At 65.9% G+C, this 16647-nt stretch carries 14 protein-coding genes; 9 read left to right on the forward strand and 5 right to left on the reverse strand.

Features of this window, described 5'->3' with window-relative positions; translation table 11 throughout:
• Positions 1-3: 3 nt before the first annotated feature.
• Both IPK69_08085 and IPK69_08090 read left to right on the forward strand, forming a co-directional pair.
• Positions 4-1383: a glycosyltransferase gene (locus IPK69_08085; GenBank protein ID QQS07969.1), complete on the forward strand. Its 1380-nt coding sequence runs from the start codon at positions 4-6 to the stop codon at positions 1381-1383.
• A gap of 103 nt (positions 1384-1486) precedes the next feature.
• Positions 1487-1801 (forward strand): hypothetical protein, encoded by a 315-nt coding sequence (locus IPK69_08090; GenBank protein QQS07970.1) that lies wholly within the window; start codon positions 1487-1489, stop codon positions 1799-1801.
• Between the two features lie 196 nt (positions 1802-1997).
• Here IPK69_08090 and trpS read toward each other — a convergent pair whose 3' ends face one another.
• Both trpS and IPK69_08100 read right to left on the reverse strand, forming a co-directional pair.
• Positions 1998-3080, reverse strand: a complete 1083-nt coding sequence (gene trpS, locus IPK69_08095; GenBank protein QQS07971.1) for a tryptophan--tRNA ligase — start codon at positions 3078-3080, stop codon at positions 1998-2000.
• Positions 3081-3119: 39 nt separating this feature from the next.
• Positions 3120-4061, reverse strand: a complete 942-nt coding sequence (locus IPK69_08100) for a CPBP family intramembrane metalloprotease (protein ID QQS07972.1) — start codon at positions 4059-4061, stop codon at positions 3120-3122.
• 25 nt (positions 4062-4086) lie between these two features.
• Between IPK69_08100 and IPK69_08105 the strand changes: the two genes are divergently transcribed.
• The gene (locus IPK69_08105; GenBank protein QQS07973.1) at positions 4087-4980 is read left to right on the forward strand and encodes an indole-3-glycerol-phosphate synthase; all 894 of its coding nucleotides are present in this window, start codon (positions 4087-4089) and stop codon (positions 4978-4980) included.
• Positions 4977-6533 (forward strand): TlpA family protein disulfide reductase, encoded by a 1557-nt coding sequence (locus tag IPK69_08110; protein ID QQS07974.1) that lies wholly within the window; start codon positions 4977-4979, stop codon positions 6531-6533. Before IPK69_08105 ends, IPK69_08110 begins: the two co-directional genes overlap by 4 nt.
• 51 nt (positions 6534-6584) lie before the next feature.
• Here IPK69_08110 and IPK69_08115 read toward each other — a convergent pair whose 3' ends face one another.
• Positions 6585-7517 carry a lamin tail domain-containing protein gene (locus IPK69_08115; protein ID QQS07975.1) on the reverse strand — a complete coding sequence of 311 codons (933 nt, stop codon included), beginning with the start codon at positions 7515-7517 and terminating at the stop codon, positions 6585-6587.
• 127 nt (positions 7518-7644) lie between these two features.
• Between IPK69_08115 and IPK69_08120 the strand changes: the two genes are divergently transcribed.
• From IPK69_08120 to trmD, 3 genes are all read left to right on the forward strand, one after another.
• Entirely contained in the window at positions 7645-7974 is a 330-nt protein-coding gene (locus tag IPK69_08120) for a hypothetical protein (protein QQS07976.1), read from the forward strand.
• 262 nt (positions 7975-8236) lie between these two features.
• On the forward strand, positions 8237-8590 hold the full coding sequence (gene rpsP, locus IPK69_08125; protein ID QQS07977.1) for a 30S ribosomal protein S16: 354 nt from the start codon (positions 8237-8239) through the stop codon (positions 8588-8590).
• 140 nt (positions 8591-8730) lie between these two features.
• On the forward strand, positions 8731-9453 hold the full coding sequence (gene trmD, locus IPK69_08130) for a tRNA (guanosine(37)-N1)-methyltransferase TrmD (protein ID QQS10447.1): 723 nt from the start codon (positions 8731-8733) through the stop codon (positions 9451-9453).
• Between the two features lie 74 nt (positions 9454-9527).
• Here the strand turns inward: trmD and IPK69_08135 are convergent, their stop codons facing one another.
• The gene (locus tag IPK69_08135; GenBank protein ID QQS07978.1) at positions 9528-10187 is read right to left on the reverse strand and encodes an HD domain-containing protein; all 660 of its coding nucleotides are present in this window, start codon (positions 10185-10187) and stop codon (positions 9528-9530) included.
• Positions 10188-10274: 87 nt separating this feature from the next.
• Positions 10275-13079: a beta-galactosidase gene (locus IPK69_08140; GenBank protein ID QQS07979.1), complete on the reverse strand. Its 2805-nt coding sequence runs from the start codon at positions 13077-13079 to the stop codon at positions 10275-10277.
• A gap of 304 nt (positions 13080-13383) precedes the next feature.
• Here IPK69_08140 and IPK69_08145 point away from each other — a divergent pair, with 304 nt between their 5' ends.
• On the forward strand, positions 13384-15042 hold the full coding sequence (locus IPK69_08145) for a TolC family protein (GenBank protein ID QQS07980.1): 1659 nt from the start codon (positions 13384-13386) through the stop codon (positions 15040-15042).
• Positions 15043-15103: 61 nt separating this feature from the next.
• Positions 15104-16642, forward strand: coding sequence for an amidophosphoribosyltransferase (purF, locus tag IPK69_08150; protein QQS07981.1), 1539 nt, complete (start codon positions 15104-15106; stop codon positions 16640-16642).
• Positions 16643-16647: the final 5 nt, after the last annotated feature.

The raw sequence follows: 16647 nt of genomic DNA on the forward strand, positions 1-16647 counted from the left end.
CACGTGCCCCTTTGCATCCTCCACATCTCCACGCGCCTCATCCTCGGCGGGTCCCAGGAGAACACCGTCCTCTCCTGCGAGGGGCAGGCGCGCCGCGGGCACGAGGTTCATCTCGCCTTCGGGCCCATCTTCGGCCCCGAGGGCTCCATGCTCGATCGCGTCAGGGCGTTTCGCACCGCCGACGGCCGCTCCATCGAGACGCACGAACTCAGGCACCTCATCCGCCCCGTGAATCCCTTCGCGGATCACGTCTGCTTCCACCACGAACTCCGCCCGCTCATCCGAAGACTCAGGCCCGACATCGTCCACACGCACAGCAGCAAGGCGGGAATCCTGGGGCGATGGGCCGCGTGGAAGGAACTCGCGAGGATGGCGAAGGCGGAACGCTGCGGCATCGTCCACACGGTGCACGGCCCGCCGTTCATGCCGGTGGATGGAGGTATGTTCTCACGCTCGAAGACGCGTCTCGTCAACATGGTGTACACCCACGCCGAGCGCTTCGCGGCCCGTCGCTGCCATTCGATCGTCTGCGTCGCCGACGCCATGCGCGACGAGTTCCTGCGTAGGCGAATCGGCCGGCCCGAGCAGTACGTCACCGTGCGCTCGGGGATCGATCTCACGCCGTTTACCAACTTCTCGATCGAGGAATCCCGCGAGCCCATGCGGGCGTCGCTCGGCTTCACGAACGACGACTTCGTCATCGGCACCGTCGCCCGCCTCGCCCAGCACAAGGGGCACGATGATCTGCTCGAGGCGCTGGGCGGAATTCTCAAGACGAACCCGTCGTGGCGGCTGCTGTGGGTCGGCGACGGCTGGTGGCGTGGGCGATTGGTCGCCAAGGCGTGGGCGATGGGGATCGGCGTGCGCGAGTTGGATCGGGAAGGAGAGAAGAAAGAAGTAGGAGAGGGAAATGCAGGCGAGCCGCCCCCCCTCCCTGCACCACGAGATGGGGTGGATGAGCGTACGCACCCTGCCGCCCAACTCGTCCTCACGGGGCTTGTGCCCCCAACGCGCGTCCCCGGCCTCATGCGGGCCATGGACATCCTCGCTCATCCGTCCTCGCGTGAGGGTTTGCCGCGGACGGTGCCGCAGGCGCTGCTGGCGGGGGAGGGTGGGAATGACGGGAGGGGGGTCTGTCCCGTCGCCTACGACGCCGACGGCACGCGCGAGGCCTGCATCGAGATGCAGACGGGCCGCCTCGTCCGCGTGGGCGACATCTCGGGCCTGCGCGAGGCGATCGCGTGGTGCGCGGCCAACCCACAGGAGCGCCAACGCCTCGCCGAGCGGGGAAGAGAAATGTGCCTGCGTGAGTTCGGGAGCGAGACGATGGTGGAGCGATTAGAAGAGGTGTACGAGCGGGCGATGGTGCTGGCGAGGGCATGAGTCAATGGTGGCACCGCTCTCCAGAGCGGTGTTTCTTCGTGTTCATCCGCCATCATCGTGATTATCTTGTTCTTGGTGCGCACAATCACCGCTCTGGAGAGCGGTGCCACCAGGACCGACGCCGCCCTATGGCTTCGCGGGCGCGTTCGACAGTTTCGGCGCGCTCACGCTCACGTGGAAGTCGCGCCAGCCCGACGGTGCCGTGGGCACGACCTTCCAGGTCTCGCGCCGCCTGAACAACTCCGGGAGATACGAGATCCTCGACACCGTCGGCACGCGCGAGTTCGTCGACACGACGCTCCCCGTCGGCACCCACAGCGTGGCGTACGTCGTCGTCGCCAAGCGCGGCGCCAAGACGAGCACGCCCGCGGGGTTCACGATGCGGTTTGGGCAGGGAGGGGGGGGCGGGGGATGGTGACACGACGATCGGCATTGCCGAGGCGGCGTGAGGCGAGTGACGGGCGCATGGTCTTGATCCTTTCGTGGGTGGCACCGCTTTCCAGAGCGGTGTTTCTTCGTGTTCTTCCACCACGATTGTGATCATCCCGTTCTTGGTGTGCACGATCACCGCTCTGGAAAGCGGTGCCACCAGGAGCGGTGATCTCGTTGAGGAACTAGAGCGTCAGCGTGCGCGGGCCGTAGTCGAGCCGCATCGCCTGCTTCGCGAGGTGCAGGGTTTCCTCGGCGAGTTGGTTGGCTCTCGCCGTGCCGGCGCGGATGATGTCGATGGCCTCGCTGTCGCCCGACTCACCCTCGAGCCTCGCCCGGCGTTCGCGGATGGGGTCCAGGAGTTCGTTGATTGCGTCGATGACGAGGGCCTTGACGTGGCCGTCGCCGAGGTTGTCGCCCTTCCTGTAGCGCTCGCGGTACTCCTCGACCTTTTGCGTGTCCTTCACGAAGGCGTCGGCGTACGAGAAGACGGGATTGATCTCGGGGTTCCCCGGCTCGTCGGGGTTTCGGCTCTGGCCGGGGTACATGGCGTTGATCTTCTTCTTGACCTCTTTCGCCGAGTCCGAGAGGAAGATCGCGTTGTTGAGGCTCTTGGACATCTTCTGCGAGCCGTCGGTCCCGACGAGACGGCCGACGCGCCCGACCTTGGCCTTCGGGATAGGGAACAGGCCCCCGGCCTTGACGTAATCCTCGTCCTCGGTCTTGGGATTCACATTGCCATACACCTGATTGAACCGCCGCGCGACCTCGCGGGTCATCTCGATGTGCGCGATCTGGTCCTCGCCGACGGGGACGAGGTCGGGCCGGAAGGCGAGGATGTCCGCACATTGCCCCACGGCGTACATCGGAAACCCGAAGGAGTACTGGTCCCCCAGGCCCTTCGACTCGATCTCGGTCTTGAGCGTCGGGTTGCGCATGACGCGATTGAACGGCAGGAGCATCGCGAAGAACCACGTGAGTTCCGCGATCGCGGGGACCTCGGTCTGGAGGACGATGGTGCTTTTGCTGGGGTCGATGCCGCAGGCGATCCAGTCCTTGACGATCTCCAGCGTGCTGCGGCGGATCTCGTCGGGCTGCTCGGCGCGCGTGGTGTAGGCGTGCATGTTGGCGAGGAGGATGTAGCAGTCGTACTTGTCCTGCAGGTGCAGGCGATTCTCGATCGAGCCGACGTAGTGCCCGATGTGGAGGCGGCTGGTGGGCGTGTCGCCGGTGAGGATGCGGGGCTTGTGGGATGGAGGGGTCGTCATCACGCGGCGAGTGTAGGGATTCGAGAAAGCCCGCAAATCTCAGGCGTTCTTTGCGATGAGGATGTTGGCGAGGTTGAAGGCCATGTGCATGACGATGGGGACTCCCAGGCGGCCGGTGCGCTCGAAGGCGATGGCGTTGGCGAGACCCAGCACGAAGATGGGGACGATGGCGTACCAGGGAATCGCGTTCTCGCCCGTGCCGATGTGGATGGCGGCAAAGAGCACGGCCGAGATGGTGGCGGCAAGCCAGGCACGCTTCACGAGGCGCAGCGCCGCGGACTGAAGGAACCCACGGAAGATGACCTCCTCGGCGATCGGCGCGAGGACCACGGCATGGGCGATAAGAGCGAGCGTCCAGGGGTCGTTCTGGTGGTCGGCCATCTTGGTGAGGAGCGGATGGGCGAGGGTGTCGATGCTGCCGCCCATCGAGCGCTGGATCGCGGTCGCGAGGATGCCCGACGCGAAGACGACGGGGATGGCGATGGCAAAGCACAGAAGTCCGCGCGGGAGATCGCCGAGTTTGATGTCGAGCCCCGAGGACGAGGCCGAGGCGACGACGAGGCGGACCAGGAGCAGGCCGATGAGCGCCCCGACGAGCGAGCCGCAGAGTTGGGTCGCGACGAGGAGTCGGTAACTCTCCGGCGAGTCGCCCTTGAAGAGTCCCAGAGTGGTGGCCAGGCTCGGGCCGATGCTGAGCGCGACGAAGGTGGCAAAGGCGCACGCGAGGTAGAGCCACCACGGGTGCTCCTCGACGGTGCGGTGGGCGAGGGGGGACTCGTTGTGGCGGACCAGTCGCCCGATGAGCAGGCCGACGAGGACGAGGGCAGCCAGGACGAGGATCCACGTCTCGCCAGCGGTGTGAGAGGCGGCGGAGGAGATCTGCTCGCCGACCTTGGAAAGGGCGTTCGAATCCGTGACGGGCACCGTGGTGGAGGACGTCTGGGGGAGGAGGGCGAGGATGGCGTGGAGCGTGTGTGCCACGGGGCGAAGGCCAACAATGTCTGCAGTGATCCCGAACACCGACCTACTCCACCATCTGGCCTCGCTCAAGCGAGCGGAGGTCGCTCGACTTCAATCGGCGATGGCGTTCTCGGAACTGGAGGCGAGCGCGCTGAGCGAGGAGTCGCCTCGGAACTTCTTCACGGCCGTGACTCGGCATGCTGGGGCCTCGGGCGAGGGTGGGGTGTCGATCATCGCGGACGTTTCACGCAAGTCGGCGTCGGGGGCGTGGCTTCGGCCGGAGTTCGGCGGATCCCCGGCGAGCCGGGAGGCGCTCGCGACGCTTGCAAGACGATATTCACAGGCGGGGGCGAGCGCGATCTCGGTGCCGACGGACGCGGGGCATCTGGGCGGCAGTCTGGGGGACCTGCGGGTGGTGAAAGAAGCGACGGATCTGCCGGTGCTTCGGCGGGATCTGATCGTGGATCCGTGGCAGATCTGGGAGAGCCGGGCCGCGGGGGCGGATGCGGTCATCCTGACGAGTGAGATCCTGCCCGAGGGGCAGTTGCTCGACATGCTGATTTTGGCGCAGCGGCTGGGGCTGACGAGCCTGATCGAGGTGCACTCGATGGAGCACCTGCTGCGTGTGAGGCATCATGTCGGGTTTCCGCATCCGAGTTACTGTCTGTTGTCGATCAGCAATCGAAACGCGGAGAATCTCGAGCCCGACCTGACGACGACGCTCCGCCTCGCGGACATGGTCGAGGATCGGGGCGTTCTGGTGTCGGACGCGGGGGTCTCGGCGTCGCGGGACCTGGCGCGACTTCGGCGCGTGGGCGTGCAGATCGCGATTGTGGGCGAGGCATTGATGGCGTCTGAGGATCCGGCGGGTGCTCTGGCGATGATGCTCAGGCCGCCGGCGACGGAGAACGGGGCGATGCCCAAGGTGGATTTTCAATGAATGGCAATCGTCAGAGGATTTTGAGGGGCGTCGTTGCGTTCAATTGGGTTCGCGGGGTGCTGGCGGGTGTCGCGAGCGTGTCGATCGTCGGCGGCGCGTGGGCGCAGCCGACGGCCGATGCTGAGGCGTCGCCCGAGCCGATGGCGCTCCCGGCGACCACGCCGGGCACGGCGAGCGATTCGAGCGTGCTCAGCGGCGACGTGGCCCGGGCGAAGGGGATTCTCGAACGCGCGGCGTCGGTGCTGGAGAACACATCGTCGCTTGCGTTCTCGGTGGAGTACACCCCCAGCGCGCTCGTCGCGAGCATGATGAAGGGTTCGTCGGGGGATGTGCGGATGCTCCGCACGAGCGAGTCGGGGGACTCGACGTGGATTGTGTCGGTGAGCGGCGCGGAGGCGGGGACGCCGCTCGACCAGGGGTTCAACGCGACGTGGCTGGAGCGGACGGCGGAATGGATCGACCACTCGGATCGGAAACTGATCGAGAAGCCGACGCGGAGCGCCCGGGGCACAACGCTTCAGGCCGCCAAGACGCTGCGCCTCGAGGACATCATGACGGCGCGTCCGTTCGACAAGTTCCTGAACTCGGGGGCGACGTCTTATGGCCTGCTCGAGCCCGAGACCATCGACGGTGTGGCGTGTGAGGGGGTGTGGATGAGGTCGGGCGCGCGGGGCGCGAAGATGATGTGGTGGTTCGGCACGGAGGATGGATTGCCCCGGCGGAGCAAGAAGGCCGTGGGCGACGGCGATGACGCGTTCACGTGGAATCTGCGGAGCGTGCGCGCGACGAGCGTGAGCGAGAGCCCGGCGTTCACGCGCGAGTCGCTGCGCGTCGCACTTCCCGAGGGATATGGCGAGGACCGGACGGCGGCGCCGGCGATCAACCCGGTCGAGGCCAAGCCACCGCGTCCTTCGCCGGGAAAGCCGTTGGTGACGGACGCGAGGCCGGTGGAGATAGTTGAAGGAACGAAGAGTGCTGACTCGGGAATGCCCGCGCCTCTTCCGCCGCCGCCGGAGATTCGACTTCCCGAGTTCTCGTTGACGCGCGTCGGCTCGGGGGAGAAGGTGACGCGGGAGTCGCTCTCCGGGAAGGTGGCGATCCTGGATTTCTTCGGCTCGTGGTGCGTCTCGTCGAGGGACTGGCACGCGACGCTGAAGACGATTCTCGACGAGCACTCGGGCGTGGCGGGCGCCACTGGAGGCGGTGAGGGGCTGGTTGTGTATGGCGTTCTTGTCCGCCAGCGCGACCCTGCCGACGCGAGCGCGATCGTGGAGTCGGCCGGCCTGGCGGGCGCGATGCCGCTGCTCGAGGCTGGTGAGTCGCTCGCCAACGCGTGCGGCGTGTTCACGTATCCGGGTGTGGCGATCGTGTCGCGTGATGGCACGGTCACGCCGATCAACGCGGCCCATAAGGATGGCTCGCGCGCGGCGATCGACGCCGCGATCCGCACGGCGTTGGGACTGGCTCCGCGAGAGGCCGCCGCGGGTGAGACTCCGGCCGCGAACGAGAAAAAAGAAGAGCCCGAGCCGATCGAGGGCGAGAAGAAGGACTGAGTCCAGGCTGCTCGGACCAGGCGCCCACCTGTGTTCGCTGGGCGCGAGGCGTTACGAGCCGCTCTTTGTGTCGTCGGATGGATCGGCTGGTGGGGCCGGGTCGGTGGATTCCTCGAAGACTCCCGGGCTGAATCGCGTTCCTCTGGCGGCAAGATTCAGAGAGTCGTGGGACTTGAACGCCGAGCCCTGGTGGAGCGTGGTGCGTTGGATGCTGCCCTTGACCTCGTCGCTTGAGGGCGCCTTCTCGTCGAGTGTGGACGTGGTGTTGGTGCCTTCGTCGTCTTTGTCGCTGGTGTCGCCCCAGTGAACGCACTCGATGGCCGTGGCGTCGGGCGCGATGAGGCTGACGCAGTCGCCGGTGTTGGCGAGGGCGGCATAGGAACTCTTGGTCTGCATGGTGAAGACGTAGGCGTCGTGGAAGTTCGGGTTCCTGGATGGGGCCTTGGTGGAGGTTCCGATCTGATCGGCGGAGCCTTTGGGTGTGGTCTCGAAGCCGTTGAAGACGACGACGATCTCGCCGGGTTTCAATGTGAGATCGGGGAAGGTGAAGATGACCCGAGACTTGGGTTTCTTGGTCGCGGGAGTTGAATCTCCGCCTGGTTCGTCGGAGGGGTTGGGTGTGCCCTTGCCTCGTGGCGTTGTGGATTTTCCGCCTCGGCCTGTTCCTTTCGGCTCGATGGCGGGCTTGGCGTCGGGGCCTTTGAGAGGGCGGCCATCAACGATGGCGTAGCCCTTGAGGTTGATGGACGTGTCGTGGGGGTTGATGAGTTCGATGAACTCGTCGCCGGTGGCGGAGCGCCGGCCATCCTGTGAGGCGTCGCCGTCGTCGCCTTTGGGGACGGCGTAGAGGATTTCGGTGATGATCGGGTGGGGTTTCTTGACGAGTGGTGGGGCGGCGCGGAGTTCCGTGACACTGGACAAGAACAGGGCGACGGCCGCGGCAAGCGTGAACGGGGTTCGGGATTGTGAGTTCTGGTTGGGCATGGTGGCGACCGCTCCTCGAAGGGAAGTGTGGGCGTCCATGCATCTCAGGGTGGCGACGGCAAGCCGAAGTCCGTGGCCGGACAATGTATCGTGAGCGGCGGGACGGTGCCAGTGCTATGGTGGCGAAATGGAGTCCTCCGAACATCCCAGGGGTGCCGACCAGAATGGGCCTAAGAAGAAGCCGCCGCTGATGCGGTCGCTGGGGGCGTTCGTGGGGCATTTATGGCAGGCGGCGAAGGCCGAGCCGGGCAAGAAGTGCGATAGCGATGGACACGGGGTGGTGACCAGACGCGACGTGACGGAGGAAACACGCGATACGCCCCAGGGTCCGGTGGTTGTGCGTCGAACAGTGATCGAGGAGATCGAGATCCCGCCAGGCGGCGAGATTTATACAGAACGGTCTGGTTTTACAAATGACAAGCCGGATGTTGGTTCTGAAGACACGAAGGGGGCCTGAGGGGGCCGATTTTCGTCGGTGCTGGACCTGCGGGATCGGGTCGGCTCTTCGTGAGGCACTTGCACCACTCTGGAGAGTGGTGCCACCTCGGAGCAATGCCACCTCGGAATGGGGCCACCTTGGGGCGGGGCGGGCGGCTACCATCTCGACCCTGCTTTGTCGCCGGCGTGGTGTCGGAAGGACTGGAGCAGGAACAACTTGGGCATGCTCCGTGAAGGTGTCGGCGATGGCCGGGCTGTGCCGGGGCGATTTGGAGGTTTCGATGGTTCGCATTCGTTTCAAGCGGTTCGGTCGGCACAAGCGGGCGTTCTTTCGGTTGTGCGTGATGGATCAGCGGACGCGTCGTGACGGGCGCGTGATCGAGGAACTTGGTTTTTACGATCCGATGGAGAAGGACGCGGCGAAGGGTCTGCAGATCAAGACCGACCGCATCAAGCACTGGCTGAGCGTGGGCGCCCAACCGAGCGAGACGGCGATGGACTTCCTGGCGAAGAACGGGCTGGTCGAGACGAAGGATTGGGAGAAGACGCGCGAGTGGCACCGCAAGGATGTGGAGAAGAAGAAGGTGGCCGCGGCCGCGGCTGCGGCGGCTGGTGAGGGCGAGAAGAAGGAGTAATCCGATCTCGCGAATCAAAGAGCATCAACAATCCCCGGGCGCGAGTGGCCCGGGGATTTTGTTTTTGGAGTGAAGTGGCGAAGTAGAAGAACGGAGACACAGGCGGGACGCCTGTGCCACGAGAAGGGGTCGATGGTCGCGTGCGGATCGATGTGCTGACGACGTTTCCGGAGATGTTCGGCGCCACGCCGCCCGCGGCGTTGGGCGTGAGCATTCCGGGACGGGCAATGGCGAAGGGGCTGGTCGAGGTCCATGCGACGGACATCCGGGCGTATGCGGCGAACAAGCACGCGAAGACGGACGACCGGCCGTTCGGCGGCGGGCCGGGCATGGTGATGATGTGCCAGCCGGTGTTTGATGCGGTGACGGCGGTGGAGACGATGGATCCGCGAGAGGCGACACGGATTTTGTTGACACCACAGGGTGTGCCGCTCACGCAGGCGTTGGTGGAATCGCTCGCGACGAGGCCGAGGCTGTTGATGATTGCGGGGCACTATGAGGGGCTGGACGAGCGGGTGATCGAGGGGCTTCGGCCTATGGAGGTTTCGATCGGGGACTACGTGCTCAGTGGCGGCGAACTGGCGGCGATGGTGTTGATCGACGCGATCGTGCGGCTGATACCCGGGGCCTTGGGCGACGAGGACTCGAACGCGAGCGACAGTTTCGGTGTGCTGGGGAAGGCGGGCGAGCGGCTCTTGGATTGCCCGCACTACACGAGGCCACGGGTGTGGGAGGGGATGGAGGTGCCCGAGGTTCTGCTCTCGGGTGATCACGAGAAGATCGCGGCGTGGCGGCTGGAGAAGATGATGGAGAGGACCCGGGAGCGGCGGCCGGATCTGTTGGGGGGGGAAGGACAGAGGTAGCGGAGAACACTGCTCTGGAGAGCAGTGCCACCAAGAACCCAAAACCGGGAGCGGTGCCACCAGGAGGGCGTCGTCTACTTCGCGGGCTTCTTCTTGGCTTTGGCCTTGAGTTTGGCGTCGATGAGCGCGGTGAGGGCGTCGATGGCGCGTTGGCTGGTGTCGTGGGTTCGCGCGTCGGTTTCGGCGAGGGTGATGGCTCTGTGGGCGCGGTCGAAGGCGTCCTTGAGGCGTTTGGCGTCGGCCTGGCCATCGGGGAGGGTCTCGGTGTCGCAGAGGTTGTCGTAGGCGTCGGCGAGTTTGATGAGGCGGGCGCGCCAGTCGGCGCGGGCGAGTTGGAGGTCGTAGGCCCGCTCGCGATCGATTTCGGGGAGGGCCATGTTCTTGGTGAGGGCGGCGACGAGGCCGGCGACGTCTTGGCCAAAGGGTTCGGCGAGGTCCTCGAAGTCGGTGTGGGTGTCCTCGATGGTGTCGTGGAGGAGTGCGGCGGCGATGGTGGCCTCGTCGTGGTGGTCGAAGACGCGTTCGATGGTGAAGGCGACGCGGACGACGTGGGCGGCGTAGGGCGTGTTGCCATCGCGCCGGGTCTGGTGGCGGTGGCGACGCTGGGCAAAGGAGATCGCCTGCTGGACGAGGGAGATCTTCCGCGCGGGATCGGGCTTGGCCGATTTGGCTGGAGTTGGAGTGGGCGCGGCGGCGGTCGGACGGGCGGGTTTGGGACTTTGTTTCTTGGGCAATGTGGCCTCGCGTGGTTCGAGGTGTGAGTGGATGTGTAGGAGGTGTAGACACAAGGGAGGCCCTGTGCCACGAGAGGATGTAGGGAATTAGGAGCGGATGGGTGATTCGGGGCTGGCGTAGATGAGGCGGGCCTTGGCGGGGCTGGAGCCATGCTCTTCGAAGAGGGTGATCTCGTTCTCGAGGCCGTGTTTCAGCCAGGCGTCGGGGAGGAGGTAGAGGGACTGGGGCTCGACGGGCTTGAGGCCGGCGCTCGAGGGCGTGGCGACGAAGTATCGTCCGACGTGGCGGCCGTTGAGATAGATCTGGCCCTTGGTGAGTCCTGCGGGATCGAGGTGGAGCGGGGCATGGGAGGTGCCGACCTTGAAGGTGCAGCGGTACCACGCGGGGCCATCGGCGCCCTTGGTGGCGGACTTCATAGGGCCGAAGGCGGTGTTCTGGGGCATTTCCCATTTGGCGAAGGCGAAGTCGGCCTTCTCGGTGAAGGTGCTGGAGGCCTCGAAGAACTCGACGGCGGCGGCGACGTCCTCGAGGGCGACCTTGAGGGCGTTCTCGGCGAGCATGGCGATCTGGAAGGTGGTGCCCTTGTTGATTCGCTCGGCGTCGATGATGATGGCGCGCGGGCCGGCGCGGTCGGCGTAGCCCAGGATCTCGTCGTTGAGAACGAGGAGGGCGCGCCCGGGGAAGTTGGTGAAGCGGACGATGAGGGGGCTCTTCTTGCGGGAGGAGAGCGACCAGGTGACGCGATCGGGGAGAGTGGTCTCGCCCTCGCGGGTGTCCCAGAGGGGGCTCATGGCGGCGAGGACGTCGATGGGCGTGCCTCGCACGAGTTTGGGCTTGGCGACGTTGAGCGGGGCGTACTCGTGGGCGTGCCCGTAGAGGCCCTTGCGGTCGGCGAGGTGGACCCCGGAACTGAATCGGCCCATGTTCTCGGCGAGGACGACCATGTTCTGGTCGCCCTTCTTGACGGGGAAGGAGAGGTCGTGGCTCGCGCCGGGGCCGGCGCCGACGACGCCGACTTCCTTGCCGTCGGCGAAGACGTGGAGCCGGTCGGCGGCCTCGGGGAAGAGGAGTTTGGCCTTGCGTGTGGAGGAGTTCTTGAGTTGGACGCGGTACCACCCGTAGCCGAAGGGGCTGCCGAGGTGGGTGAGTTCGGTGGGGGCGTTGATGGTGGCGTAGCGCGGGCTGGTGCCGGCGAGGTAGTCGTCGCAGTCGGCGAGGGTCCATGTGCCGAGGGTGATCTTCTCCGATTTGGAGTTCTTCTCGGGGGCGACGGGGACCTGGGACATTTTGCCATCGGCATCGACGTGGGTGTAGTGCTTCTCGCCGGGGAGGGGGATAGCGATGCCGTCGGCGGAGATGGATTGGACGCCGGCGAAGACGCCGTGGTCGGTGACGAAGGTGTGGTCGATGAGTTGCTCGGAGACGATGACGACGGTGAGTCCCTCGTGGGTGATGACGAGGGGCGTTCGGCCTTCGGGGACGGTGAGTTCGACGGGGGAGCCGTTGACCGAGAGCATGGCGCGGGCGCCGGCGGGCCCGAAGCAGACGAAGGTCTGGCCGAAGGTCGCGAAGGCGTTGAGGTTGCAGTAGTCGATGATGGATCGGCCGCTGACGTGGACGCGGAAGACGCACCAGGCGACGGACTGCTCACCCAAGGTCACGGGGAGGGAGGAGCCGTCGGGCATGAGGAGGGAGAAGGTTCGCGTGGGGGGCGGCGGCGGGAGGGCGCCCTTGGTCTTCTTGGCGCGCTTGGGCTTGGCAGTCTCGGTTGGGGGCGAGAAGACGAAGACGATGCCACCCTGTGAGCCGGCGGCGGGGACGACGGTGGGATTGCCGTCTGTGGACGGCGCACCGGGGTCGAGGACGACGGGAAGATGGGCGGGGTCGAGGTGAGAGAAGACGCGTCCGAAGCGTGAGGAGAGGTGGGCGATGCGGCGGACGGCGTGGTAGGCGGGGGCGGGGGAACCATCTTCCTTTACGAGCGCGCCGGCATCGGCGCTGGTCGTGAAGAATCGTCCCCAGCCCTCGGCGGAGCGGCCACCCCAGAAGGCGTGGTTGGTGCCTCCGGCGAAGGGTCGGATGTTGAACTGCCCGCCGCCGACGAGGATCTCGGCGAGTCGGCGTTGGATTTCCCAGGGGGAGAGTGGCGTGGGTTCGGGCTCGCCCCAGATGCGTTCGCGTCCGACGCGGAATCCGATGACGAACCGGGGCTGGTCGGGCTTGACGAAGCCGAGTTGGCGCATGGTGGCGAGCATGTCCTCGCTGCCGACCCAGCCATCGATCTCGCCTTCGACGGCCTGCCAGAGGTTGTTGTTGTTGATGCAGGGGACGTTGAGGCCGGCCTCGCGCGCGTATCGGCTGAGTTCGCCGAGGTAATCGTGGGCGAGTTGGTCCTTGCCACAGGTCCAACTGGACTCGATCTGGAGGGCGACGATGGGGCCACCCTGGCCGGGGCTTGTGACCTGGAGGTCTTTGACCTGGTCGGCGACGGCGGAGATGAATCGAGAGGAGGCCTCGAGGAAGGGGCCGTTGGCGGTGCGGAGTTTGACGTTGGGATTTTCGAGGAGCCACGCGGGGAGGCCGCCCATGTCCCACTCATCGCCGACGTATGGTCCTAGACGAAGGAGGGCGTAGAGATTCTCGCGTTTGATGATCTCGATGAGATGGCGGAGGTCGTTGTCGCCCTTGAAGTCGAACTTGCCGGGGCGCTGCTCGTGGCAGTTCCAGAAGAGAGGAACATCGATGCAGTTCAGTCCGGCGAGTTTGGCGGCATGGACGCGGTCGCGCCAGGTGTCGCGCGGGAGGCGTGCGTAGGCGAGCGCGCCGGAGGCGATCCAGAGTCGACGGCCATCGAGTAGAAGACTGCGACCATCGTGCGTGATGGAGGGCATAGGGTGGGCTCAGGAGGGAGGAATGATCGAAACTCACGCTCGTCCCGAGACGTGGCGCCAGGCTCGATCGGAATGGGTAAGGCTTTGAGCATATGAACAAGGGTTGAAATCAGCAAGAATTTGGCAAAATGAGATTCCAAGTCATTTGTTTGCAGTGGTTTGTAAAAAAAGACTCCATAGTCCATAAAAGAACATGACGCGAACAGGATCACAACACTTGGGGCATGTCGAGGGGACCGTGAGTTGGCGGCGAACGGGCTGGATAGCCGTCGTGTTGGTTGGCGTTGGTGGAGTGTGTGGGTGCGTGCACGAGAGCGTTGAGTCGCGGGTGGATCGTCTTCTGGGGTTGACCTCGGCGCGGCTTGGCGAGAGTGCGCGCCGCGTCGAAGGCAAGGGTGCGAGTGGGCGGACGACTCCCAGTGAAGCGCTCGATACGCCGGGCACGGTGAACCCATTGGCGAACGAGTTGCGATACACGCCGGCGGGTGAGTTCAAGGCGTATTCGGATTCGATGTCGCGCGGCTCACCATCGGGTGATGAGAATGGCGCGAGCGTGGATCCTTCGACGATGCTGTCGCTGGGCGGCGCGCTGCGTGCGGCCCAGGCGGGCGGGCGCGAGTTCAAGTCGGCGGAAGAGGACTACATCCTCGCGGCGATCTCGCTCCTGATCGAGCGTCACCTGTGGGGGCCACGATTCTTTAATGACACGAGCGCGGAACTCTCGGGAACAGGGACGGGTGGAGATTTCCAGAACGCGGTGGGGGTGGTGAACCGGTTGCGGATGACCAAGCGGCTGCCGTTTGGCGGTGAGGTTGAGGCGAGTTGGGTGTTCCGCGCGAGCGAGCAGTTGCGTCGGCAGGCGACGGGACGGTACACGCAGTCGTCGAGCCTGGTCTTGTCGGGGAGCGTGCCTCTGCTGCGCGGCTTTGGGAGCGTGGCGCGCGAGGACCTGATCCAGGCGGAGCGGACGCTGGTCTATCGGGCGCGGAGTTTCGAGCGGTTCCGTCGGACGTACCTCGTGGACATCGCGACGGATTTCTTCGACCTGAAGCAGGCGCAGGCGAGCATCGCGAACCTGGAGCGGCAGTTGGAGGCGCTCAAACGGCTGGAGACCTCGACGCAGGCGCGCGTGGAGGCAGGGCGGCTGGATGCGTTCCAGACGAGCATCGCGACGAGCCGGGTGCTTGCGGCCCAGGCGAGTCTTCGCGGGCAGCGTGAGACGTATCGATTGCGGCTGGATCGGTTCAAGGTTCGGCTGGGGCTGGCGCCCGAGGCGGCGGTGCGGATCGCGGAGATCGATCTGGACATTCCGGACCCGGTGCTGGATGAGGATGCCGCGACGCGGGCGGCGCTCGAGTATCGCCTGGACCTGCAGAACTCGCGGGATCAGGTGCTTGATGCGCAGCGCAGCGTGGCGAACGCGAGGGACGCGGTGCGCCCGGATCTCTCGCTGGACGCGAGCGTGGAGATCCCCTCGGATCCATCGGAGCGGGTCGGGCTTTCGCCGAGTGGTGATGATGCGAACTACACGTTGGGGGCGACGTTTTCGTTGCCTCTGGATCGCGAGACAGAGCGGCTTGGCGTGCGCCAGGCGGAGATCCGGCTTGCGCAGCAGGAGCGGTCGTATGAGCAGTCGCGAGACACGGTGATCGTGAGTGTGCGTGCGGCGACGCGGAGCATTGATGTGGCGCGGTTCCAGTTGCAACTGGCCGAGCAGCAGGTGGAGATCAACCGGAGGCGTTTGCAGGGGCAGCAACTGAAGGCGGACTCGGTCGATCCGCAGACGCTGGTGGACTCGCTGAACGAGTTGCTTGATGCCGAGAACAATCGGGACCGGGCGCAGACGGATCTGCGTACGGCGATTCTGAACTATCTGCTCGAGTCGGACCAGTTGCGGGTGTCTCGGGAGGGGACGATGGAGCGATTGCCCGGGATGGACGACGCGCCGGCGAAGGGGCCTTAGGTGGGCCGCTATCCTGTGGTGTTCGGGGGCGTGGGTGCGGCGCGGCGATGATGGCTTGTTCATGGGAGTGTGGTCGGTGACGCAGGCGAGACGACTGCCGCTGTCGGTGCTTCCCTCCACAGGCGGCGTGCGCGGCGGCGGACCCAAGGAGAAGTGCGCGGTCTTCGGCGTGTGGGCGAGTGTGGACGCGGTCCGGCACACGTATCTCGGGTTGTACGCGCTCCAGCATCGCGGGCAGGAATCGACGGGGATCGCGATCTCCAACGGCGAGCGGCTCGCGGGAGCGACGGGGATGGGGCTTGTCCCCGAGGTCTTCGACCCCGAGACGATCCTGAAACTCGAGGCGTCGGCGGGGAAGCGTGGCGTGCGTGGGGCGATCGGGCACAACCGGTACTCGACGGCGGGAGGCTCGGAGGCGTGCAACGCGCAGCCGATCCTCTTGAGTTACTCTCGTGGGCAGATCGCGATCGCGCACAACGGGAATCTGATCAACTATCGCCTCCTTCGGCAGCAGTTCGAGGAGGCCGGGCACATCTTCCAGACGACGAGCGACACGGAGGCGATCGTGCACCTGCTCGCGTCGCCCGAGCAGCAGCGGGCGCCCGACCCGCTCGCGGCGGCGCTGCGCCGGCTGCAGGGGGCGTTCAGCCTGGTGATGCTCTTTGCGGACCGGATCGAGGCGGCGCGGGACCCGTGGGGGTGGAGGCCGCTGGTTTTAGGAGAGATGCCCGACGGCTCGGCGGTGGTGGCGAGCGAGACAGTGGCGTTGGACGTGCTTGGGGCGCGGCTGGTGCGCGAGGTCGAGCCTGGGGAGATCGTGACGCTGAGTGATCAGGGCGTGACTTCGAGACGGTTCGCGGATGCGGTGCCGCGCTCGGCGATGTGTGTGTTCGAGCACGTGTACTTCGCGAATCCGGCGAGCGTGGTCTTTGGGCAGAACGTGCAGGCGACGCGGGAGCGCTTGGGGGAGACGCTGGCGAAAGAGTCGCCGCCGCCGAGGGGTGGGGCGGACTTTGTGGTGCCCATGCCCGACTCGGGCCGGAGCGCGGCGTTGGGGTATGCGCGGGCGAGCGGCTTGGCGTATCGCGAGGCGATCGTGCCGAATCGGTATGTCGGGCGGACGTTCATCAAGCCGACGCAGCACGACCGCGTGGCGGCGGTGCGGCTGAAACTGAACATCATCTCGGAACTCGTGCGGGACAAGCGGCTGATTATCGTCGACGACTCGATTGTGCGTGGGACGACGACACGGGCGAAGATGGACCAGTTGCGGGCCGCGGGGGCGAAGGAGATTCACCTGCGGATTTCCTGTCCGCCGATCCGGCATCCGTGCTTCTTTGGCGTGGATTTCGCGGAGCGCAGCCAACTCATCGCGACGGGGCGCACGGTGGAGGAGATCCGGGCGTACCTCGGCGTGGACTCGCTGGCGTATCTCACGCTCGAGGGGCTGCTCTCGTGCATGGATCGGCCCGGCGAGCACTACTGCACGGCGTGCTACAGCGGCGAGTATCGCCTGGACCCCGAGCACCCGGTGTCGGACGTGCTCCTGTCCGAGCAGGGGCAACTCGAGATCTTCGATGATGAGCCGAGCAAGGCGTAGGAGCG

The organism is Phycisphaerales bacterium (assembly GCA_016699835.1).
Taxonomy (GTDB): domain Bacteria; phylum Planctomycetota; class Phycisphaerae; order Phycisphaerales; family UBA1924.